Annotated in this window: 24 protein-coding genes; 12 read left to right on the top strand and 12 right to left on the bottom strand. The window is 39.2% G+C overall.

The genetic code is table 11. The annotated features are described in order from the left end of the window. Positions 1 to 30: 30 nt before the first annotated feature. The 5 genes from dnaJ to M3P19_RS01595 all read right to left on the bottom strand — a co-directional run bounded on the left by dnaJ (position 31) and on the right by M3P19_RS01595 (position 4,011). The gene (dnaJ, locus tag M3P19_RS01615) at positions 31 to 1,146 is read right to left on the bottom strand and encodes a molecular chaperone DnaJ (protein WP_249655867.1); all 1,116 of its coding nucleotides are present in this window, start codon (positions 1,144 to 1,146) and stop codon (positions 31 to 33) included. Between the two features lie 6 nt (positions 1,147 to 1,152). Further along, entirely contained in the window at positions 1,153 to 1,707 is a 555-nt protein-coding gene (locus M3P19_RS01610; protein WP_249655866.1) for a nucleotide exchange factor GrpE, read from the bottom strand. Positions 1,708 to 1,833: 126 nt separating this feature from the next. Beyond that, entirely contained in the window at positions 1,834 to 2,766 is a 933-nt protein-coding gene (locus M3P19_RS01605) for a TIGR01777 family oxidoreductase (protein WP_249655865.1), read from the bottom strand. 76 nt (positions 2,767 to 2,842) lie between these two features. Next, on the bottom strand, positions 2,843 to 3,541 hold the full coding sequence (gene mnmC2 / locus M3P19_RS01600; RefSeq protein WP_249655864.1) for a tRNA (5-methylaminomethyl-2-thiouridine)(34)-methyltransferase MnmC2: 699 nt from the start codon (positions 3,539 to 3,541) through the stop codon (positions 2,843 to 2,845). Between the two features lie 5 nt (positions 3,542 to 3,546). Further along, positions 3,547 to 4,011, bottom strand: coding sequence for a DUF4920 domain-containing protein (locus M3P19_RS01595; protein WP_249655863.1), 465 nt, complete (start codon positions 4,009 to 4,011; stop codon positions 3,547 to 3,549). A gap of 106 nt (positions 4,012 to 4,117) precedes the next feature. Here M3P19_RS01595 and M3P19_RS01590 point away from each other — a divergent pair, with 106 nt between their 5' ends. Further along, positions 4,118 to 5,182 carry a branched-chain amino acid aminotransferase gene (locus M3P19_RS01590; RefSeq protein WP_249655862.1) on the top strand — a complete coding sequence of 355 codons (1,065 nt, stop codon included), beginning with the start codon at positions 4,118 to 4,120 and terminating at the stop codon, positions 5,180 to 5,182. Between the two features lie 30 nt (positions 5,183 to 5,212). Here M3P19_RS01590 and M3P19_RS01585 read toward each other — a convergent pair whose 3' ends face one another. Beyond that, a complete protein-coding gene (locus tag M3P19_RS01585) occupies positions 5,213 to 5,599 on the bottom strand; it encodes a nucleoside triphosphate pyrophosphohydrolase family protein (protein WP_249655861.1) in 387 nt (128 codons plus the stop codon). Positions 5,600 to 5,938: 339 nt separating this feature from the next. On the opposite strand from M3P19_RS01585, the gene M3P19_RS01575 reads away from it, so the two are divergent. From M3P19_RS01575 to M3P19_RS01555, 5 genes are all read left to right on the top strand, one after another. Next, complete coding sequence (locus tag M3P19_RS01575) at positions 5,939 to 6,118, top strand: hypothetical protein (protein WP_249655859.1); 180 nt, start codon at positions 5,939 to 5,941, stop codon at positions 6,116 to 6,118. A gap of 16 nt (positions 6,119 to 6,134) precedes the next feature. Then, entirely contained in the window at positions 6,135 to 6,509 is a 375-nt protein-coding gene (gene crcB, locus M3P19_RS01570; protein WP_249655858.1) for a fluoride efflux transporter CrcB, read from the top strand. A gap of 270 nt (positions 6,510 to 6,779) precedes the next feature. Continuing rightward, on the top strand, positions 6,780 to 7,118 hold the full coding sequence (locus tag M3P19_RS01565) for a P-II family nitrogen regulator (protein WP_249655857.1): 339 nt from the start codon (positions 6,780 to 6,782) through the stop codon (positions 7,116 to 7,118). A gap of 23 nt (positions 7,119 to 7,141) precedes the next feature. Continuing rightward, positions 7,142 to 8,398, top strand: coding sequence for an ammonium transporter (locus M3P19_RS01560; RefSeq protein WP_249655856.1), 1,257 nt, complete (start codon positions 7,142 to 7,144; stop codon positions 8,396 to 8,398). A 117-nt stretch (positions 8,399 to 8,515) separates the two neighbouring features. Further along, the gene (locus M3P19_RS01555; RefSeq protein ID WP_249655855.1) at positions 8,516 to 9,571 is read left to right on the top strand and encodes an outer membrane beta-barrel protein; all 1,056 of its coding nucleotides are present in this window, start codon (positions 8,516 to 8,518) and stop codon (positions 9,569 to 9,571) included. A gap of 54 nt (positions 9,572 to 9,625) precedes the next feature. Here the strand turns inward: M3P19_RS01555 and M3P19_RS01550 are convergent, their stop codons facing one another. Continuing rightward, positions 9,626 to 10,261 (bottom strand): DUF1684 domain-containing protein, encoded by a 636-nt coding sequence (locus tag M3P19_RS01550; protein WP_249655854.1) that lies wholly within the window; start codon positions 10,259 to 10,261, stop codon positions 9,626 to 9,628. Between the two features lie 75 nt (positions 10,262 to 10,336). Between M3P19_RS01550 and M3P19_RS01545 the strand changes: the two genes are divergently transcribed. Next, a complete protein-coding gene (locus M3P19_RS01545; RefSeq protein WP_249655853.1) occupies positions 10,337 to 11,086 on the top strand; it encodes a DJ-1/PfpI family protein in 750 nt (249 codons plus the stop codon). Here the strand turns inward: M3P19_RS01545 and M3P19_RS01540 are convergent. Further along, positions 11,073 to 12,488, bottom strand: coding sequence for an alpha/beta hydrolase (locus M3P19_RS01540; protein WP_249655852.1), 1,416 nt, complete (start codon positions 12,486 to 12,488; stop codon positions 11,073 to 11,075). The genes M3P19_RS01545 and M3P19_RS01540 overlap by 14 nt on opposite strands. Positions 12,489 to 12,558: 70 nt before the next feature. Further along, positions 12,559 to 13,008: an Lrp/AsnC family transcriptional regulator gene (locus M3P19_RS01535; protein WP_249655851.1), complete on the bottom strand. Its 450-nt coding sequence runs from the start codon at positions 13,006 to 13,008 to the stop codon at positions 12,559 to 12,561. Between the two features lie 122 nt (positions 13,009 to 13,130). On the opposite strand from M3P19_RS01535, the gene M3P19_RS01530 reads away from it, so the two are divergent. Beyond that, positions 13,131 to 13,532 carry a hypothetical protein gene (locus M3P19_RS01530; RefSeq protein WP_249655850.1) on the top strand — a complete coding sequence of 134 codons (402 nt, stop codon included), beginning with the start codon at positions 13,131 to 13,133 and terminating at the stop codon, positions 13,530 to 13,532. An 8-nt stretch (positions 13,533 to 13,540) separates the two neighbouring features. On the opposite strand, the gene M3P19_RS01525 is transcribed toward M3P19_RS01530, so the two are convergent. After that, positions 13,541 to 16,999: a methylmalonyl-CoA mutase family protein gene (locus tag M3P19_RS01525; RefSeq protein ID WP_249655849.1), complete on the bottom strand. Its 3,459-nt coding sequence runs from the start codon at positions 16,997 to 16,999 to the stop codon at positions 13,541 to 13,543. Between the two features lie 141 nt (positions 17,000 to 17,140). On the opposite strand from M3P19_RS01525, the gene purU reads away from it, so the two are divergent. The 4 genes from purU (at position 17,141) to M3P19_RS01505 (ending at position 21,185) form a co-directional block, all read left to right on the top strand. Next, positions 17,141 to 17,989 carry a formyltetrahydrofolate deformylase gene (purU, locus tag M3P19_RS01520; protein WP_249655848.1) on the top strand — a complete coding sequence of 283 codons (849 nt, stop codon included), beginning with the start codon at positions 17,141 to 17,143 and terminating at the stop codon, positions 17,987 to 17,989. A 71-nt stretch (positions 17,990 to 18,060) separates the two neighbouring features. After that, positions 18,061 to 18,762, top strand: a complete 702-nt coding sequence (locus tag M3P19_RS01515) for a DUF4197 domain-containing protein (protein WP_249655847.1) — start codon at positions 18,061 to 18,063, stop codon at positions 18,760 to 18,762. Positions 18,763 to 19,162: 400 nt separating this feature from the next. Next, positions 19,163 to 20,650 carry a helix-turn-helix domain-containing protein gene (locus tag M3P19_RS01510; protein ID WP_249655846.1) on the top strand — a complete coding sequence of 496 codons (1,488 nt, stop codon included), beginning with the start codon at positions 19,163 to 19,165 and terminating at the stop codon, positions 20,648 to 20,650. A gap of 340 nt (positions 20,651 to 20,990) precedes the next feature. After that, positions 20,991 to 21,185 carry a hypothetical protein gene (locus tag M3P19_RS01505; RefSeq protein ID WP_249655845.1) on the top strand — a complete coding sequence of 65 codons (195 nt, stop codon included), beginning with the start codon at positions 20,991 to 20,993 and terminating at the stop codon, positions 21,183 to 21,185. On the opposite strand, the gene pyrF is transcribed toward M3P19_RS01505, so the two are convergent. Further along, entirely contained in the window at positions 21,182 to 22,009 is an 828-nt protein-coding gene (gene pyrF / locus M3P19_RS01500) for an orotidine-5'-phosphate decarboxylase (RefSeq protein ID WP_249655844.1), read from the bottom strand. The two genes, M3P19_RS01505 and pyrF, sit on opposite strands and share 4 nt — an antisense overlap. A 51-nt stretch (positions 22,010 to 22,060) precedes the next feature. Continuing rightward, positions 22,061 to 23,137 carry a peptide chain release factor 1 gene (gene prfA, locus M3P19_RS01495; protein WP_249655843.1) on the bottom strand — a complete coding sequence of 359 codons (1,077 nt, stop codon included), beginning with the start codon at positions 23,135 to 23,137 and terminating at the stop codon, positions 22,061 to 22,063. Positions 23,138 to 23,161: the final 24 nt, after the last annotated feature.

Below are 23,161 nucleotides of genomic sequence, written 5' to 3'. Positions count from 1 at the left end.
TTATTTAAACAGAAAACTTTTATTCCGTTCTTAAGAAAACATATCCTTTACTTTTTCAAAGAACGATTTGTCCGATTTCTCAGGTCTAGGGGCGAAATTTTCATCATTTTGCATACGCTCAAAGAACTCTTTTTGTTCTTTGTTTAACGTTTTAGGGGTCCAAACATTAACATGAACCAACAAATCGCCACTACCATAACCATTGAGACTGGATATTCCCTTCCCTCTTAATCTTAGTATTTTACCAGATTGTATTCCAGGCTCCAATTTAATTCGCACTTTACCTCCAACTGCATCAATTTCCTTGGAACTGCCCAATACTGCTTCAGAGAAACTTATGTACAAATCATAATGAAGGTTATCCCCTTCTCTTTTTAGGGTGTCGTGCTCCACAGTTTCAATAGCCACCAATAAGTCTCCGGGTATACCATTTCCGGGCGCATCATTACCCTTTCCAGTTACTTTAAGTTGCATACTGTCTTCCACCCCTGCAGGTATCTTAATGGAAACGGTCTCTTCCTGCACCTTTAGTCCTTGAGCATCGGCATCATTGGGTCTTTTATCAATTACTTGACCTGCTCCTCCACAAGTTGAACAAGTGGCAGCAGTTTGCATTCTCCCTAAAATGGTGTTTGCAATTTTGGTCACTTGTCCGGTTCCATTACAGGTAGGGCATGTTTTGTAGGTCACACCATCCGCCTGTACTTTTCTCCGTACCTTCACCTTCTTTTCTACGCCATTGGCTACTTCTTCCAAACTTAGTTTCACACGAATTCGAAGATTGCTTCCCTTCGCACGTCGCTGTCCGCCGCCAAAGCCTCCAAAGCCGCTAAAACCGCCACCAAAGGCACTTCCAAAAATATCACCAAACTGACTGAATATGTCATCCATATTCATTCCACCACCACCAAAACCAGCGCCTCCTTCAAACGCAGCATGTCCAAATTGGTCATATTTGGCACGTTTGTCTTGATCGCTTAGTACTTCATAGGCTTCTGCAGCTTTTTTGAACATTTCCTCAGCCTTGGTATCACCAGGATTTTTATCAGGATGGAATTCAATTGCTTTCTTTCGATAAGCTTTTTTGATTTCCGCTGCCGAAGCTCCCTTGGAAACGCCTAATATGTCGTAAAAATCTTCCTTCATATAGAATTAGTTACCAACAACCACTTTTGGATGTCGTATGATGCGGTCTCCAAGTTTGAATCCTTTTTCAACAACATCAATAATTTTACCCTTCAATTTTTTATCTGGAGCAGGAATCTGTGTAATCGCATCATGTATCTCTGCATCAAAAGCATCACCAGCACCTACCTCAATTTGTTCAAGGCCTTTTCCCTTTAAAGTTTCTTTGAACTTATTGCTGATCAATTCAACCCCTTTGAACATCTCCTTATCCTCAGATTTTGATAGTTCCTTTAAAGCCCTATCGAAATCATCCAACACAGGCAAAAGTGAAACCATGACTTCCTGACCTGCTGTTTTGAAAAGATCCATTCGTTCCTTGGAGGTACGTTTTTTAAAGTTCTCGAATTCGGCAAAAAGTCTTAAAAACTTGTCTTTTTCTTTGGTAAGTTCTTCCCTAAGTTGATCCTCAACCGAGATTTCCTCCTTCGCGGAATCCTCGTTGTTTACTTCAGGGTTTTCAGCAATTGAGGAATCGTTTAATTCAGCTTCCATTTCCTCAACCTTACTTTTCTTGCTCATATATTGGGTTTATTTTCTTTTTAGAGTTGGCAAAAGTACTGCCATTTGTCCAAAAATGTCAAAATGTCACAAGAAATCGTTTAAATCCAGACATTATAGGAATTTCCAAATGGAATCGTGATTGACCTAAATAGACGGGTGTTGACTTTTGTCGCCATATAAATCCTGTAAGGCTGCTTCTAGATTAGCAAACTTAAACGCATATCCCTTTTTTTCTATACGCTTACTGCTAACGCGTTGTGAGGCGAATAACAAATAGGCCATTTCTCCTAGGATCAGGCGCATCATAAATTTGGGAACATTGGGTAGCCAAACAGGCCTTTGAAGCACTTTGGCCAATGTCTGTATCAATTTTGACTGTGTAACGGGATTAGGAGCAACACCATTGTAAACTCCTTTAAGGTGATTTTCCATGATATGGACAAAAATTCCTGCCAAATCGTTAATATGAATCCAAGATTGCCATTGTAATCCGGAGCCAAAAGGTGCCCCAACAAAATATTGAATAGGCGTAGCCATTTTAGGTAAAGCTCCTCCCTCATCCGATAAAACAAGCCCAATTCTTACTACTGCAACCCTATCCACAACGGTTTTCAATTTGGATATCGCATTTTCCCATGCAAGGACAATTTCGCCTAAAAAACTATCATCTACCGCCTTTGTATTTTCATCATAGAATTCGGTAAGAGAATTAGGATAAATACCTATTGCCGATGCCGATATCACTGTTTTAATATGGGAAGGCCCACTTTTTCTAAGTGCATTAAACATGGTGTTAATGCTCTCCACCCTACTCTGCAGTACTTTTCTTTTATACGTTTTGGTCCATTTTTTGGAAATGGTAGCACCAGCCAAATTGATTATGGTATGTATCCCTTCGAAACAGGCCGTATCTATTTCACCATTGGCGGGATTCCAATAAAAACCCTTGGCTTGGCCATGTAATCCAAGCTTGTTTTTGTTTCTAGTTAAATAGTTAACGGGAATTCCTTTTGAGTGAAGTGTTTTCTGTAATTCCTGCCCCACCAATCCTGTAGCCCCTGTAATCAACACGCCCATACCAGCATTCTTTTTGCAAAATTAGTCGAATAAAATCCGGTTTGTTGCGAGATTAAATAAGGTTTAACAGTATTGTTCAACTTTTAGTCGTCTTTTCTAGCACTTCATTTTCTTGGACTTTGGTAGCACGAAGCATTTCACGCTTTCCAGGAGGTCCAGGTAAACGTTCAACTTTAAATCCAACCGCTTGCATGGCCCTTCGCACACTTCCTTTAGCTGCATAGGTGACCAAAATGCCATTGGTCTTCATTGCCACGTACATTTTACCAAACAGCTCCTCCGTCCATAATTCGGGCTGGACTCGTGCTCCAAAGGCATCAAAATATACAAGGTTAAACAGATTTTCATCAGAAATTTGATGAAAATCCTTTCTTTGCTTCAGTAGATTGAAACCATTTATAATCGAATGCCATTCCTCCCATGGCGATTCATGGAAACTTAGAAAGTTATTTTCCATATCGCCTACGTTAAGTTGATTGCAATAATCAAGCGCGACCACCTCCTCCTGAGACACGGGATATGCTTCTACACCCACATAATCGATATGTTGTTTGGTTTTTTGGGATTCAATCAAGGTTATCAGGGAATTCAATCCTGTCCCAAACCCGATTTCCAATATTTTAATGGATTTTTCTTTTAACTGCCATAACCCATTCTTGATAAAAACGTGATAAGCCTCTTGTATTGCACCATGTTTGGAATGGTATTGTTCATTCCAATCCTCAATTTGAATGGTTTTGGAACCATCACCCGTCTCTATAATTCGACGTTTCAATTGTATTATTGGATTAAAACACCGTCAGCTTCAAAACGTAATTGGCGTTTTGACTTGGTTATTTTGGCAATTTCCTCTGGAGAATCACCACGGTCCTTTGCATAATGCTTTTGGTCTTCCACTGAAATCTCTTCCAAGAAAACAACTCCATTCAAGACCACATCTTTATCTACTGAATCTAGGGGCACGAAAAAACCATAATCCTTAAATCGTACAAAAACTTCTTCTTGATTATCTAAAATAACGTTCATCCAGCATCCTTTCATTTGACACACTTCCTTTATTTTTCCTTTCAATTGAGTTGCCACAACATCATTGTCTTTCAGGTCAGTTTGAATGCTGGAAGTGCCTTTATTGGATTGAATCTCAAATTCCTTTCCATAGAAATTCCCGTTTTGAGATTCTTGAGCGCTTAGCGACACCATTAAAAACGTTGCTAAAATTGTAGTGAATATGTTAAAAAATCTCATAATCTATAAGTTTTGTACCCACCCTAACAAAGGATGATAATTAGAAATAGGCAGTATACCAAAACTAACAATAAATGGCTAATTTTAGAGTCTAAAACGTAAAGACATGGAAACAATGGTAAACAACATTTCTGTGGAAAAAGCAACCACTTCCAAAATTAACGAAGTTGATTTTGACAATCTATCGTTTGGAAGCGTCTACACGGACCACATGCTGGTCTGTGATTACGTTAATGGAGCTTGGCAGTCACCGAAAGTCGTACCATACCAACCTATCTCATTAGATCCTTCTGCCAAGATTTTTCACTATGGCCAGTCCATTTTTGAAGGAATGAAGGCATACAAGGACGAATCTGGTAAAACTTGGTTGTTCCGTCCCCTTGAAAACCACAAGCGTTTGAACAAATCAGCGCAGCGATTGGCAATCCCGGAACTACCAGAATCCCATTTTATGGATGGTCTGACGACACTATTGCAAGTAGAACAGGATTGGATTCCCCAAAACCCAGGAAGTTCGCTTTATATCAGGCCCTTTATGTTGGCCTCAGGAAAAGGTTTCCATGCTTCTCCAGCGGATGAATACAAGTTCATTATTGCCTGCGCACCTTCTGGTGCTTATTTCTCCGGAAAAGTAAAGGTTCTTATTGAGGAAAAATATTCGAGAGCCGCAAATGGTGGTGTGGGATATGCTAAAGCCGGCGGTAATTATGCTGGTCAATTCTATCCAACACAGTTGGCTATTGAAAAAGGATATCATCAAGTTATCTGGACCGATGACAATACCCATGAATATATTGAGGAAGCCGGTGCGATGAATATTTTCGTACGGATAAACGATACTTTGATCACAGGGCCAACCAGCGACCGTATTTTAGATGGTATCACCCGAAAGAGTATTCTACAAATTGCGGAAAACCAGGGCATTGCGACAGAGGTACGAAAAATCAGCGTATCTGAAGTTGTAGCGGCCGCTAAAAATGGAAGCCTCAAGGAAATGTTCGGTGCGGGAACTGCTGCAGTGGTGTCACCAATAGCTGCATTTGGCTATAAGGACACTGATTATGAGTTACCGGAGCTGGAGAATAGTTATGCATCCCAACTCAAGAAATATATAACAGACGTTCAATACAATCGTTCTGAAGATAAATTTGGCTGGAGATATCCAGTATAAACTAAAAAAAAGCGCCTACTGGCGCTTTTTTTATTTCTTAAGTATTCCTTCAATGTCGGGTTTAAAATAATTCGGCCCTTTTAAAACCTTGCCATCTTCGCGATATATAGGTTTACCATCAGCTCCCAATTTACTCATATTACTCCGCTGTATCTCATTGAACACTTCCTCAATCTTGTATTGCATCCCATGTTCCAAAATGGTACCACAAAGTATATAGAGCATATCTCCCAATGCGTCTGCTACTTCAACCAAATCCCCTTCATTTGCAGCTTCTAAATATTCCTTGTTTTCCTCATCCATCAAATTGAAACGTAGTTTATTTTTTTCCTTTCCTAAATCTGCCTTGGGATCCTGCCGAACCCCTAATCCAAATGAATTATGAAATAACTCTACTGCTTTAATTTTGCTTTGCATTATCTAGTTTTAAGTTAGCTTTGCATAAAAGTATAAAATATGTTCAGCAACGGTCAATTAATTTTTGCAGTGCTTTTTTTTATTGCCTTCGTGGCCGTTATCTTTTTCACCTATAAAAAAGACAGATCATGGCATAAAAAAAACTACAAAGGGGTACAATGGGTTTTGATTTCTTTTGTGTTTTTTATTGTAATCCTCTGTCTGATTAAATATTCCCTCAAAAATTAACAGCAAAATTGCATTCACAACAAAAATTTACCGTTTTACAACTTTAATCAGACAATAGGACGGCGCGTATAGGAAAAGACGTACTTTTGTAGCGCACTTGATCATTAAAACATGGTAACATTTTTCAGTCTTCTTTTCGTATTGCTTGCCATCAACGCTATCTTATTGATTTTTAGCGTAAACGGCGCCAAGGATACGTTTAGAAAACCAGTTCAGAAAATTTCGGAAACCGCTATCAAAAAAATCTTCCCCCGAGAGCTATCCGAATCCGAGTACAAAAAAGCAGTATAGTTTGTACCTTTGGGGCATGAAGCAGGTTCTTCTTGTCTTTTTAGGAGGTGGAATAGGTAGTGCATTGCGCTTTGTCATTTCCAAACCCTTGAATCTTGTTTTTCATAATTTCTTCCTTGGCACGTTCTTAGTCAATATAATAGGTTGCTTACTAATTGGCATCTTTTTAGGTATATCAACCAAGGCCAATCTACTTTCGCAAAACAACACCTTATTTCTTGCCACCGGTTTTTGCGGAGGATTCACCACTTTTTCTGCATTTGCTTTTGAAAAACATAGCTTACTCAAAAACAATGAAATCCTTAGTTTTTCACTTTACACCTTTTCCAGTATTGCGGTAGGTGTAATTGCGGTTGCACTAGGACTATGGTTGTCTAAACTTTTAGACTAGTTACAATTCCTTCATTTTCTTTTAGTATTTGTTGATTTCCAAACAATTTGGGCGCATTTGTAACATCCAAGCACCAGAATATAGCTTTAATTCAGACCTGGGACAGCAAAATGTCACCAATTGATCAATAAATCATTATTTAAAATCACATACCCCTAATTTAATAGGGGTCTTTTTTTATAAATAATAAAAATTAAGCTTATACCCCTATATTTTGAAGGGTAATTATGCTTTTAACATATATTTGGCACATCAATTAACTACTTAATTATGAAAAAAGTCGAGGCGATTATTAGAAAATCCAAATTTGATGAGGTGAAAAAAGCACTTCATGAAATTGAGGTCAACTTCTTCAGTTACTGGGATGTAACAGGAGTTGGCAATGAAAAACAAGGTCACGTTTACCGCGGCATTTCCTACAGCACATCAGATATCCAAAGAAGGTATTTGGTCATTGTGGTTTCCGACAATTTTTTAGAGCGCACTGTAAACACACTACTTGAAAGTGCTTCTACCGGAAATGTAGGAGACGGGAAAATCTTCGTATCCGATGTGATAGAAGCTTACCGTATTAGAACCAAAGAAAGCGGCAGCGCCGGAATCAACTAACCTTAACTACAATATTTAAAGATATGGACGCAGGATTATTTACAGCGAATAACGTATGGATGATGGTATGTACCGCTCTAGTGTTTTTTATGCACTTGGGATTCTCCTTTTTGGAAATTGGTCTTACTCGTCAAAAGAATACCGTAAACATTCTATTTAAGAATGTATTTATTATATGTGTTGGACTCCTTTTATATTATATAGGCGGGTTCAACCTAATGTACCCAGGTTTTGAAGATGGAGATGGTGGATTTTTAAAATTTGCAGGATTTGGAATAGGAGCACCTGAAAATGGCATGACCCCAGATTACGCAAGTGGCGGTTATACTTGGTGGACCGACTTCCTATTCCAAGGCATGTTTGCAGCTACTGCAGCAACCATAGTTTCTGGAGCCGTAGCTGAAAGAGTAAAACTTGGAGGCTTTATGATTTTCACCATCATCTACGTAGGATTAGTCTACCCAATTGTTGGTTCATGGCAATGGGGCGGCGGATTCCTTTCTTCCCTTTCTTATGGTGAAGCCGAAGGATTCTACGATTTTGCTGGATCTACATTGGTACATTCCGTTGGTGGATGGGGTGCATTGATCGCCATCTATCTTTTGGGTGCACGTATTGGTAAATTTGGTGAAGACGGAAAACCAAAAGCCATTCCAGGTCACAATCTACCGTTGGCGGCCGCTGGTGTTTTGATTCTTTGGTTGGGATGGTTCGGATTTAATGGTGGTTCTGTACTATCAGCAGACCCAGCTGCTACTTCCCTAGTATTGGTTACCACTTCTTTGGCAGCCGCAGCAGGAGGCGTATCCGCTTTTCTTACTTCAACTTTTGCATATAAAAACTACGACCTTACCATGTTTTTGAATGGTATATTGGGTGGTCTTGTTGGTATCACTGCTGGAGCAGACCAAATGTCCCCCAATGAGGCTGTTATCATCGGGTTAATTGCCGGTGTGGTTATCGTAGCAGGTGTTGCCCTAATCGACAAACTAAAACTGGATGATCCTGTTGGTGCAGTTGCAGTTCACTTGATTTGCGGTATATGGGGTACGTTGGCCGTTGGAATCTTTGGCGCCAAAGCAGGATTTGACCAATTTTTGGTTCAGCTGGCTGGTGTTGGTGCCGCTGCTGCATTCTGCTCAATAACCGGGTTTATTATCCTATTCACCATTAAAAAAGTATCTGGACTCCGAGTGGAGGAAAAAGAAGAATTGGAAGGATTGGACATACACGAACACGGTATGGATGCTTATGCGGACTTCCGAATGAATCAGCATTAATAAATTCAAAAGGAAACGGAGCGTTTGGCAGAACGCTCCGTTAGAATAACCTTTTCAAACTACAAACTCTCAATATTATTAAATGCCCACTATGGGGCACCTAACTTGATTATAGATATGAAAACGATTATAAACACAAAGTACGTAAAAAATTTAGCTTTCGCAGCTATGGCATTGGTCTCGATTAGCACTTTTGCCCAGGAAGAAGAGGAAGAAAAATCTAAATTCTCGTTCAGCGGAACGGTAGATGCCTACTATAGAACAAATTTGACCGCGCCAAATGGTGAAGATGCCATCGCACCTGGGTCATCTTTTGCAAATTTGGATGGATTTGCACTAGGTATGGCAAATGTTATTGCAAGCTATGATAGCGGAGATGTAGGATTCGTTGCTGACTTGGTTTTTGGTCCAAGAGGAACGGATGCCATCTTCGCATCACCAATGTATTCCGCCACTGGAGACATTGTTAATCAGTTGTACGTTTATTGGAATGTGAGCGAATCGGTGACACTTACCTTTGGAAACTTCAATACATTTTTAGGTTATGAAGTAATCTCACCTGCTGCTAACTTCAACTACAGCACCTCTTATTTGTTTTCCTATGGCCCATTTAGCCACACAGGCTTGAAAGCCGATTTTGATTTGGGCAACGAATGGAGTGCCATGCTTGCAGTAATGAACCCAACTGATTTGACCGAATTGAATGGTACCGGGGATTACGCCGTTGGTGCACAGCTAGGATATTCCGGTCAATTTTTGAACCTACTTTATAGTCAAGGTGGATTTGAAATTGATTATACCGGTGGTTTTGATGTCACCGAGCACTTCTTTTTAGGTATCAATGCCGCTCACTTTAGCCAAGAAGACGATGGTGGAAGTTTTACCGGTGTTGCGCTGTATCCACAATTGGCCACCTCTGATAATTTTACAATTGGTTTAAGAGGTGAGTATTTTATGGAAGGGGATTTCTTTGGCGCCATTGGTGCTTCTGACGCTGATGGTGATTCTAGCGTTTTGGCATTGACATTGACAGGAAGTGCGACTATTGGGGATTTGATCCTCAAACCAGAAATTCGATTGGATAGCGCATCTGAAGATGCTTTTATTGACAACGACCTTGCCCCAACATCAAGTTTGGCATCAGTACTTTTTGCTGCAATCTATTCCTTTTAACAAGTTCTGACTAATGTGATTAAAAGCCTTGCTCCCATGGGAGTAAAGGCTTTTTTAATCCTTTTTAAAATCTTTCACTCCTGCTCTCACATTAGTTCTCAAATAATTTTGCCTTGGCACTAGAGGGCAGGAGTACTTTTTATTGTAAACGCAATATGGATTAAATGCCCTATTAAAATCTATAGTGATGCTATCGCCCGAAGGCACTTCCAATTCAATATAACGCCCTCCACCATAAGTTTCGTTGCCATTGGTTTCATCTAGAAATGGTAAAAACAAATAATCCCCAACCTCCGCTTCACCCTCATCAGCGCTTCTATAAATCTCCAGTTGATGGGATTTCCCATTGAGTTCAAAATGTGCTATTCCAAAAACCACCTCATTTCGTTGTTCATCTGTTGTGGTGCTCATCTTAAATGGAATCGCATCTGGTGTACGTTCCAAGACCGCGTTCACCACATATGTAGTATCTGCGTTATAATATTCAAGACCCTCAAAATCCTTACGGAACCTATCCGGTAGCGGAGATGCCTCAGGATCCTTGAACATAGCGTCATATTTGGATTGAAATTCCAAAATCCCTTTCATTTTCTCGGAAACACCTTCAATTGCCAGCGGTTCGCCATGGAATTTCTTATCCGATTTACATGCAATTAGTAAACCAATGGTCAAAAGTAGAATAAACCTCATCAAATCTATTTTTACATAAAAGTAGCGTAAATGAAATTGATTGGTACCTTAGCACTCCACATAATCCATTTTACAATGTTCAAGTATCTATTTGCCTTTACGCTGCTTATTTTATCCACTTCTTGCAATCAACAGAAAACACCTGAGACCAAAGAACAGAAAGCACCTGAGCAACCTCAACGACACCGCCCAATATTGGAACCAAATAGGTACAATGTGGCTTTTTTAATAATGGACGGTGTTTACAATACGGAGTTTACAGCGCCTTATGATATTTTTCAACACACACAATACCGCGAAGGTATAAAAGCAATGAACACCTTTACAGTAGCCAACACCTTAGATCCCATTACCTCTTTTGAAGGTGTACGCATTCTTCCTGATTTCGATTACACCAGAGATAGCATTCCGCATATTGATATTTTGGTTGTGCCCAGTGCAGAACATCATTTGGACAGCGATCTTGAAAATACCGTAATGTTGGATTTTGTTAAAAACACCAGCGAAAATGCGACGTACGTCACTTCACATTGTGATGGTGCTTTTGTTTTGGCAAAAACAGGAATCCTGGACAATGTCGCGTCCACCACATTCCCTAGCGATATCCCAAAGTATAAAAATATGTTCCCTCACTTGGATGTCAAGGACCAGGTTTTATTCGTGCATGATGGCAAGTTTATTACTTCTGCTGGAGGTGCAAAAAGTTTTGAGGCAGCGCTCTACTTATGTGAGTATTTATATGGTAAGGAAATTGCCCAATCGCTGGCCGGCGGTTTAGTCATTGAGTGGGATTTGGATTCAGTGCCTAAGTTTATTGCTCCTTAACTTTATAACGGGCATCTTTTAAATACTTAGACACCAACGTATTGAATCTTGGATCAATTTTTAATAGGGCGGTATGCTGCAGACCATAAAGTTTTTCTGTGTTGTCAAATCCTTTTTTCAAGGCTTCTTCCAAGTAAAATAAGGCCGTTCCAAAATCTTCGTTTTTACAACTTAATGAAATGACCTTGAGATAATATTCAAAATTTTCAGGTTCCAAAATAGTCTTGAGCATATACAAGAAAGCAAGGGCGTCTTCATCAATCAAGGCTTCTGACACTACCAAATCAATATTGTCTTCCGCTAAGGCATTTACAAAGCCCAATAATCGATGACCCATCTGTTTTTCAAACGGATTGGAGCCATTTATAAATTTCTCGATTTCTTCCCTTTGAAAATTCCACCATCCCAAATTGTTGAAATTATATGTCACTAAATCTTCATCCATATAATACAGGAAATCTTCCTTGAGCAATGATTCCTTTAAAAAGGCAGCATTTTCGCCTCGTTTCATGCTTTTGTAAACCTTATTCCTTCGGATATCCTTTTGAACCATACGAAGTGAGTCCAAATTTTGATGCGCTGCATAAACTCCAAACATTTCCCCAATAAATTGCTCAGCTTCCAACAATTGCATTGACCCTTTTAACTGGTTTGCTTTTAAAAGATCATTAGTAAATGCTTTTCGAATGTATGTGGAATCCTTTTTGGCAACTCCTTTTCGCATTGCTGAAATGGTAAGGAATTGCAATGCTCTTTGCAAATATTCTGGATCAGGCCATAACCTCTCGGCTTCATGAATCAAAAGCTGATTTGGGTATCGTAATCGCTCAAGGACTTTTTCAGATTTCAATAAATCTGGATAGTTGTAATTTTCCTTGTTAACGATTCCGATAAAATGGAATGGCTGTCTAACATTTAGAAGTTCAGTATTCGTAATTGCCGCTCCAATTGAAATGGCTCCACTCACCGTTTTTGTGAATATGGGTAATAGATTGGCGAACCTCCCTCCTGAATTTGCACCTGCGCTATAAATTCTGGATCTTTGGATGGGCAAATAATCCAAGACCTTTTTCAGGGCCCTTGTTGCAATGACTACGTTTCCTGACAAAGAAACGCTATCACGCACCTGTGGCGCCATAAGCACATAACCCTCTTTTTCGGCTGCGGCAATAAACATGGACAGCGCTTGGGTTTGTTTCCCATTCATGTCCACAACCATAAGCAACGGCCATTGCTTATCTGTTGAAAAAGAAGTGGGCAAATATAAGGCGTAGGTATCTTGCAGGGAATCATTTACGGGAAGCGCATCCAATACAGCTCCCTTTTTTAAAACCATTTCTTGAGCAAAACCTAGCTGAAGCGTGCACGAAATTAAGAGAAGTAGCGTGAGATTTTTTTTCATATTCCTTTCACAACAAAAACCCCGCCAAAATATATTTGAGGCTTGGTCACTTAAAATTAATCTAAAAAGATCAGTAAACCTTGCCATTTTTTATCGGAGCATTGGAAATTACATCTGACAATACAATATGTGTACGACATTCTCCGTAAACAATAAGTTGATCAATAAACTTCTCAAGATGGGATTGATCCTTTAGCACTACCTCCATTATGATATTTTCATTCCCCGTAATTCTATAGCAGTTTACGATTTCCTGGAAAGAATCCACCTTATTTAAAAAGGGTTTTAGTTTACCCACAAAAGCACGAAGCATTATGATTGCTTTTAATTGATGCCCGGCCATAGTATAAGAAACCTTGGTGTCATAACCCTGTATAATACCTAGGTCTTCCATCTTTTTAACACGCTCCGCTACTGCCGGTGGAGTCAACCCAATCGCTCTCCCAATGTTCGCAAAAGTATCTCGGGCATTCTCTTGTAGACGGGCAAGTATTTGCCAGTTTAACTCATCGATTTTCATTCTTAAAGATTATGCTGTGTTTAATTTCTAAAATAAAGCATATGAATTGTTTTACCTTCGATTCCAAAGTTAAGTTATCTTTTTGATATGTAATTTTATAGTAGAAAATTGCTTTTGAAAAAATGGAGAGACAATCATTAAATTCTCTTACGGTTTATAGACAATCACTGGTTTTAAAAGACTTAAGTGAAGCAATTGCCGTTTACTTCGCCAGAAACCGTGAATTTCTTTCCTTTAGGAAAATTGAAAGTTTCAGGGATGATGTTACCCAATCCATATTAGCGGATGCTGAACAGATTACCAAGGAGGTAGAACAAATTGCCTTGAGTAATTCCTATTCTGTTAAAATGCGTAGTCTTTCATTTATCAATATCATGACACGTAACATTCTTGCTTATTGCAATGGCTTGGAGCGAGATGGTGTCAAGGAAAAAGAATACTTGAACCTTCTTCGCCGAGAAATCAAGATTTTTAGAGTTTCCTTTAAAAAGTGGAAGAAATCTTTCCAGAACGGAAATCAATAAACACACAATTACATATTTCTTCTGTATTGCCCGCCCACTTGGAAAAGGGCTTTGGTAATTTGGCCTAAACTGCACACTTTGGCCACCTCCATCAATACTTCAAAAATATTCTCGTTTTGAACGGCTTTGGATTGCAATTCCTTCAATACTTCTTCCGCATAGGACTTATGTCCTTTATGCAAATTTACCAAGGTGTTGATTTGGTTTTGTTTCTCATCATCAGTAGCCCTAATGACCTCCGCCGGTAACACCGTAGGAGATCCTTTGGAGCTCAAAAAGGTGTTCACGCCAATAATTGGATACCCCCCGGTATGCTTTAGGGTTTCATAGTGCAAACTCTCCTCTTGTATTTTGGAACGCTGGTACATCGTTTCCATGGCCCCTAAAACACCTCCTCTTTCCGTAATCCTATCAAATTCCACCAACACGGCTTCCTCAACTAAATCCGTTAATTCCTCAATTATAAAGGAACCTTGCAAAGGATTCTCGTTTTTGGCCAATCCCAGTTCCTTGTTTATGATCAATTGAATGGCCATAGCTCTTCGCACAGATTCTTCGGTGGGTGTTGTTATGGCCTCATCATAGGCATTTGTGTGTAGAGAATTGCAATTATCATATATCGCATATAATGCCTGAAGAGTAGTTCTGATGTCGTTGAAATCTATTTCTTGAGCGTGTAAACTACGTCCAGAAGTTTGAATGTGATATTTCAACATTTGCGCTCTTGGATTGGCGCCATATTTTTCTTTTAGTGCCTTGGACCATATCCTTCTGGCAACCCGACCAATAACCGCATACTCAGGATCCACGCCGTTGGAGAAAAAGAACGATAAGTTAGGTCCGAACTTATTGATGTCCATACCTCTACTCAGATAATACTCTATATAAGTAAAACCATTGGACAATGTAAAGGCAAGTTGGGTTATTGGGTTGGCTCCGGCTTCAGCGATATGATAGCCAGATATTGAAACGGAATAGAAATTACGAACTTCATTGGCAATAAAATACTCCTGCACATCTCCCATAAGCCTCAAGGCAAATTCCGTGGAAAAAATACAGGTATTCTGGGCTTGGTCTTCCTTTAAAATATCCGCTTGGACCGTTCCCCTAACCTGAGTCAATGTTTCCTTTTTGATAATATCATATACATCTTTTGAAAGCACTTGATCCCCGGTTACCCCTAAAAGCATTAATCCCAAACCATCATTCCCTTCCGGAAGATCACCAGCATATTTTGGCGGTTCCATATTCCGGTCTTTGAAAATCTTGGTCATCTGCTTTGCAACTTCCTTTTCAAGACCATGCTTTTTAATGTACTTCTCACAATTTTGATCTATTGCCGCATTCATAAAATAGGCAAGCAACATTGGTGCAGGACCATTGATCGTCATACTTACGGAAGTCATGGGGTTGCTTAAATCGAAGCCAGAATACAATTTTTTCGCATCGTCCAAACAACAAATGGAAACCCCAGCATTGCCTATCTTTCCATAAATATCAGGTCTATAATCTGGGTCGCTACCGTAAAGTGTTACCGAATCAAATGCCGTTGACAGCCTTTTTGCCGGCATGTCCAGACTCACATAGTGAAATCTGCGATTGGTTCTTTCCGGCCCACCTTCTCCAGCAAACATTCTTGTAGGGTCCTCTCCTTCCCTTTTAAACGGGTACAATCCTGAAGTAAAGGGAAATTCCCCGGGAACATTTTCCTGAAGACACCATTGAAGTACATCTCCCCATGCTTTGTATTTGGGCAATACCACTTTGGGTATTTTTTGCTGTGACAATGAAAGTGAATGTGTCTGTATATTAACTTCCTTACCACGCACTTTGAATGAATAAACATCTTTTTTGTACCGATCTAGTTTGTCCTTCCATTTTAGGATGGTTTCCCAATGATGCGGGTCCAAATTCATTTTCACTTTATCAAATTCCTTAACCAAAAGCGACACTAGGAGTTTATCATCTGGATCTGAGGCATAGTCCAACATAACTTCCTCATCGATTCCTGTTTTGTTGAGTAGTTTAACGGCAGCTTCATTTTCATCCATCCCAATAACGGAGGTTAGTGAAAGAAAGATACCGTACAATTTTTGGGCAATAGCAGCTTGCACTTTAACCTTGGCATCATAAGACCTATTGTTCTCCGAAATTTCTGAAAGGTATCTCGTTCGTGCCGGTGGAATCACAAATATCTTCTCAGACATCTCTTCAGATACCTGGAAGGTTGATTTTAAATTGGTATTTGTTTTCTCAACCAATACCTCCATGATCTTCTGGTAAAGTTGATTCATTCCTGGGTCATTGAACTGGGAAGCAATGGTTCCAAAAATCGGTAATTGATCCTCAGGTGTTTCCCAAAGACCGTGATTTCGCATATATTGTTTTTTGACATCGCGAAGTGCATCCAATGCTCCTCGTTTATCAAATTTGTTAATGGCAACAACATCTGCAAAATCCAACATATCGATTTTTTCCAACTGGGTAGCGGCACCAAATTCAGGTGTCATCACATAAAGAGAAACATCGCTATGTTCCAAAATCTCTGTGTCTGATTGCCCAATCCCTGAGGTTTCCAAGATAATTAGGTCGAAATCAGCAGCCTTGAGGACATCAACGGCCTCTGCTACATGTTTGGATAATGCCAAGTTGGATTGTCGCGTAGCCAGGGACCTCATATATACCCTTTTGTTGTTGATGGCATTCATACGAATACGATCGCCCAACAATGCACCCCCTGTTTTACGTTTCGAAGGATCAACAGAAACAATTCCTATTTGCTTATCCTCAAAATCATAAAGAAACCGTCGTACAAGTTCATCCACCAAACTCGATTTCCCAGCTCCGCCGGTTCCCGTTATTCCAAGTACAGGGACATTTCCTTTTTCACTCTTAAATTGAGATTGGTAACTTTTAAATTCATCATATCGGTTCTCCGCCAATGAAATCAATCTTGCCAAGGTGTTGACATTTTTACCCTTTAGCTCATCCTTCAAAGATTTATCCTTGGATGTCACCAATTCAGGAACCGGTAGATCACATCTTTGTACTAAATCATTGATCATGCCCTGAAGTCCCATTTCCCTACCATCATCCGGGGAATAAATTCGCTCGATTCCATATTCCATCAGATCTTTTATTTCTGACGGTAATATGACACCGCCGCCGCCGCCAAAAATCTTGATATGACCTGCACCCCGCTCTTGCAATAAATCATACATGTATTTGAAGTATTCATTATGACCTCCCTGATAGGATGTCATGGCTATGGCATTAGCATCTTCTTGAATTGCACAATCGACCACCTCAGAAACACTGCGGTCATGACCCAAATGAATCACTTCAACCCCAGTAGATTGAATGATTCTTCGCATAATGTTAATAGCTGCATCATGCCCGTCAAACAATGAGGCTGCAGTAACTATCCTTACTTTGTTTTGGGGCTGGTAGGGCGTGGATTGTTTCATTGACAATATTGACTCATATTTTGCTATGCAATTTACAGAAAATGCAGGTAAAATAAGGTTTCGTTTCGAATTTTATAAAAATTCACTCCAACTCGGTATCCTTTTTTTGAATATCATAATTTTACGAGGTAAACACTATCAATGAAACTAACCATTCTCATATCATGTCCGGATCAAGCGGGAATAATAAGTTCCGTGACCCAATTTTTATTTTTGAAAAATGGGAATATCGTTTATTTGGACCAACACGTTGATAAGGAGGCTGGCGTCTTTTTTATGCGATTGGAAAGCGAGTTTACCAATGGAATTTCCCTGACCAGTTTTAGAACAGATTTTGAGCATAACATTGCCAATGAATATCAGATGGAATGGAGTATTTATGAAGATGGTATTAAACCAAAAATGGCCATATTCGTATCCAAATACAATCATTGCCTTTATGATTTATTAAGTCGCTACAATTCTGGGGAATTAGAGGTGGAAATCCCGTTTATTTTGAGTAATCATGACGATCTCAGCTATGTTGCCGCGCAATTTGAGATACCTTATTTCTATGTGCCATTTACGAAAGATATCCGAAGTGAAGCGGAACAAGAACAGTTAAAATTGTTAGCTGAGCATCAAATTGATTTTATTGTTTTGGCGAGATATATGCAAATTGTTTCCCCTACTATTATCAATGTATATCCGCATAAGATCATAAATATCCACCATTCGTTTTTACCCGCATTTGCAGGGGCCAAACCTTATCATGCAGCATTTAAGAGAGGGGTAAAAATTATTGGAGCAACTAGCCATTATGTTACGGAAGAATTGGATGCAGGACCAATCATAGAACAGGATGTAGCCACAGTTTCACATTCGCATTCCATTAAGGATTTTATCGCCAAAGGAAGAGATTTGGAGAAGATTGTGTTATCCAGAGCAGTTCATCTTCATGTTGCCCGTAAAACAATCGTTTACAATAATAAGACCGTAATCTTTTCCTAAAAAATAGGTGTTATTTAGCTGATATTAGGACGTTAAACCGTAACTTATCTTCAACTATAAAACACTGAAACATGAAACGATTATTATGTTTCGTCCTATTATTCCAATTAATGGGATGTAACGAGCTACAACAAGTAGTCAATCAATTGCCTCAAGGAACCACTATTGGAGAAGCTGAAATTGCCCAAGCCTTAAAAGATGCATTAAACCAAGGTATTGAAAGGCAGGTGAACAAATTGGCGGGAAAAGATGGTTTCTTTAAAAACCAACTGGCAAAAATCCTACTACCGGAGGAACTAAAAAAAGTTGAGAAAACCTTACGTGATGTTGGCCTAGGAAATTTGGCCGACGAGGGCGAAAGAGCACTGAACCGGGCTGCCGAAGATGCGGTGGACAACGCAATGTCCGTATTTGTGGAGGCTGTGAAAGGCATTAGCTTTGCCGACGCACGTGATATTCTTATGGGTTCTGATGATGCGGCTACGGCATATTTAAGGAGGACTACAGAAACACGACTTTACAATAAATTCAATCCTGTAATCGAAGATTCCTTTAAAAAAGTAGGTGCTGATGTGGTCTGGAGAAACATTATTACCAAGTATAATGCCCTACCCTTGACTACGGATGTAAATCCCGATTTAACAGACTATACGACTAAGGAAGCTTTGGACGGCGTCTATAAAATGATAGCGGTGGAAGAGAAGGAAATTCGCACAAAAATTGCGTCTAGAACCACTGAATTGTTAAAAAAGGTGTTTGCTTTGCAAGATTAATTATAAAATTTTCATAATAATGCAATAAGATTCAGGATTATTCGTTATTATCACAACAAAACAAGACAATTTTAACAAATTCCTAAAGTTAAGTTAACCTTGATCCAAAGGTTAAAACGGAGTTTTGTAGCAAGTTATCTGAGTTAGCATTTTTTTGAGTTAGTTAGTTTAAAACCGGCGCGTGCGCCGGTTTTTTCGTTTATCGAATTATTAGGATCGATGAATAAATTCCAACATTAAACCAACAAAATCATTTGATTCTAAAAGTAAGTTATTATCGGGGCTTACGGTTTTTAAAGTTTTTTTAACATTTCGACCCTACATAATTGGTAATTTCAAGGGAGGCTAATTCACTAATCATCACATGGGTCGGTTCGGTACTATCATATTACTGCTTGTAATGTCGTGCACATTATGTATGGCAAACTCAAGTCGTATCCCGGAGAGTCCCGAAAACATATCTTTCAATTTCCCAGCACAGGATTCCCTTGATTGGGCTGATTACTACTATAACATCCATAGATACAATCGAGCGCTAACACTCTATGAAAAAAATCTAGAGAATACATCCGCAGACAAAATTCACATATTAAAACGAATAGCATTAAGTGAAGCCGCCCTAGAACATCCGGAAGCTTCCACGCAATTTCTAAACGAATACCTTCAAGAAGAATTCAACCCTAACTTTCTACTTAATGAAGGTTTTGACCCCATAAGGACCACCTCAGAATTTAAAGCAATTTCAGACCGGGTTATTCCAAGAGTAACTATTTGGTCCTTGATATATCTATTTGTTGCCATAGTAGGGTTTTATGTAGTTATCATTATTTGCTTTAACAAACAAATACATCGAACTCCACGTTTCTTAATCGCTGTTTTCATTTTCCTTCACTCATTTTTCATACTTCATATTGCCATTAATAGTGCGAGCTATAACTTACAATATCCACACACCTATTTGATGACGACTTGGGCGTCCTTTCTATATGGTCCTTTATTGTATTTATATTTCAAATCTACTTTACAGAAATATCAATTAAAGCTGCGGGACTTGCTTCATTTGACACCCACATTAATTCTACTTGGTTTTTTAACCATCAATATTTATCTAAACAGTCATGACACCAAATTAGAATTGATGTTACAGCGTATCCAAAATGGGTTAAACCCACAGGATTCCAACAGGTTGATTCTATTGGTAGTTTTAAAAATCATATCCTTAACTGTATATGGATATTTCATCGGCAGGGTATACCGCAAGGGCAGAAAAGAAAAACTATTACAGCAAAAGAAGCTGATATGGCAAAAAAACGTCTATCATATCCATATCCTTTATGTAATTACGTATACCGGATACGGTATTTTAATATCCAATCAGTTTAATTCCGGGGCACTATTTGATATCTCGGTAGCTACAATGGCCATGATGGTTTTATATGTTGGCTATTCCGCCAACATTCAACCCGATGTCTTCAGTGGTGCATATGCCTATACGAACCGCTTGTTTCCTAAATACCAAAAATCCGGGCTTACTCCCAGTCTATCGCTTGAACTCAAACAGAATTTGTTGATTCTTTTTGGAGAAGAGAAAATTTATAAGGAAAACAATATAAATCTGGACATGGTTGCCCAGCGATTAAACACCACACGACATAATACCTCACAGATCATCAATGAGCACTTTGAAGTGAGCTTTCATGAATTTGTGAATATGTACAGAATTCAAGAAGCAAAGCAACTCTTATTGGAGGACAAAGCGCGAAGATTGAATATTATAAATGTAGCCTACGAGGTTGGCTATAACAACAAAGTGACTTTCAATAAGGCTTTTAAAAAAGATACGCAGCTTACGCCGTCTCAATATCAAAAAAGCGTAATGCGCTATTAATTAAAATAATTGTGCAATGGTAAAGGTTTATCAGGGTTAGCCTTCTTAATACAACTTACATATTACTTTAAAGGATAAGCAGTCTATCGTTTCCTATAATAGTCGGTCTACATAGGTGCAGTTGAATTAGTCATCAATACATACGGTAGGCTGTTTATCTTTTCAGTCCTTGCACTAATGATCACTTTAACCTATTTATTAAACTTTCCCAATTTTTTGAATGTAACTGGACTACACTGTTAAATTTTAGATAAAGTACCTGGTTTTTAGTTGAATACACTACAAACCAATAATCCAAAGCCTGTTTTTGAACGTATCTTTGTTATAACAAATCTTAGTTATGAAAAATCAGTATTGTAAAGTTGGGGCAGTTACCCCAATCACCAGCGGGGCCCAGGCAGTCTCGGTTTTGGAATTCAGGTACCAACAATTTATTGAAATGGCTGCTGATGCCGCTTATATCAATACCAATTTGGGTGAATTTTTTAAGCGCAAAGCCCAAAGCATTCAGAAGGTCTTGGAAAACTTAGGCTAATCTCCAAAGCGTTTATGCAATTCCATTTCCATCTCATTTTGGATGGTTTTGGCTTGTTGTGCCGCTTTGTTGGCAAAATCTTTGGCCTGAGAAGCATAAAGAATACCTCTTGACGAATTCACCAATAGTCCCACATCCTTAGTAATACCATATTTGCAGACCTCCTGCAAACTTCCCCCTTGCGCACCTACCCCAGGAACCAACAGGAAACTTTCTGGTATTATTTCCCTTATCTCCTTTAGATAAATCGCTTTCGTAGCGCCTACAACATACATTAAACGTTCTGAATTCTCGTAGTCCCTAGAAGTTTTCAAGACTTGTTTATAGAGCTCCAAGCCCTCAGTAGTTCTAGTTTGAAAATCAAAAGCCCCTTGATTGGAAGTTAATGCCAATAAAATCGCATGCTTATCTTCAAATGTCAAAAACGGCTCAACAGAATCACGCCCCATATATGGAGCTATGGTCACCGCATCAAAATTCATGGTATCAAAAAACGCCTTTGCATAGCGTGTTGAAGTATTTCCAATATCCCCACGTTTAGCATCTGCTATCGTGTACATATCAGGATGTTTTTCATTTAAGTAATCCATGGTCTTTTCCAAGGACCGCCACCCCGCAATGCCATAAGCCTCATAAAACGCAATATTTGGCTTATAGGCTACGCAATAGGAATGTGTAGCGTCTATTATTGCCTTATTGAATTCAAATATAGGATCCTCCTCTTTTAGTAAATGTTCAGGAATCTTATCCAAATCCGTATCCAATCCCACACAGAGAAAGGAATTCTTGGATTTGATTTGGGCTATTAAGTGTTCTATTTTCATTCTTGATTCTAGGAGGTAATGGTAGTAACCAGGACGTACTTTAAATTGGATTTAAAAAATCTCAGAAGCTTCCTTCAATTTTTCAGTGTTTTCAACCAACATCAACTCATCAATTATCTTTTGGATATCTCCATTGATGATATTCTGAAGATCATAGAGCGTCAACCCTATTCTGTGATCCGTAACCCTACCTTGTGGGTAATTGTAAGTTCTAATTTTTGCTGAACGATCACCGCTACTTACTTGTGAATTACGCTTAGCAGCATCCTCTTCTTGTTTTTTGGCCAATTCCAAGTCGTACAATCTGGATCGTAACACTTTAAAAGCTTTCTCTTTATTCTTATGTTGCGATTTTTGATCCTGACATTGTGCGACCAATCCGGTTGGAACATGCGTAAGACGTACCGCAGAGTATGTGGTATTTACAGACTGACCACCTGGGCCTGAAGAACAGAAGTAATCAATTCGGACATCTTTGGGGTCTATCTGAACATCAAAATCCTCTGCTTCCGGAATTACCATAACCGTTGCCGCACTGGTGTGTACCCTCCCTTGTGTTTCGGTTTGTGGTACGCGTTGCACACGATGCACTCCAGCTTCAAATTTTAGGGTGCCATAGACATCCGCGCCACTCACTTCAAAATGGATTTCCTTATAACCCCCACTAGTGCCTTCACTTAAATCCATAATATTGGTCTTCCACCCTTTGGATTCGCAATATTTAGCATACATCCGATAGAGGTCTCCAGCAAAAATACTGGCTTCATCACCACCAGTTCCAGCCCTGATTTCCATTACAACATCCTTTTCATCCTCAGGATCTTTGGGTATCAAAAGAAATTTTATTTCTTCTTCCAACTTCGGCAACCCTTCTTTGGCCTCATCCAACTGCATTTTGGCCATTTCCACCATTTCCTTATCGCTTCCATCGGCTATGATTTCCTCAGCTTCCGTAATGTTATTGGTAAATCCAATGTATTCCTCTCTTTTGTCTACAAGTACCTTTAAATCCTTGTATTCTTTGTTGAGTTTTACGTAGCGTTTTTGGTCTGCAATGATATCGGGTTGGATAATAAGGTCAGAAACCTCATCAAAACGTTGTTTTACAATGTTGAGCTTGTCTAGCATAAATCAATCCGCGTTAAGCTGCGA

It is taken from the genome of Flagellimonas spongiicola, assembly GCF_023502425.1.
In the GTDB taxonomy this organism is placed as follows: Bacteria; Bacteroidota; Bacteroidia; order Flavobacteriales; family Flavobacteriaceae; genus Flagellimonas; species Flagellimonas spongiicola.
This window is presented reverse-complemented; position numbering and strand designations above follow the sequence as displayed.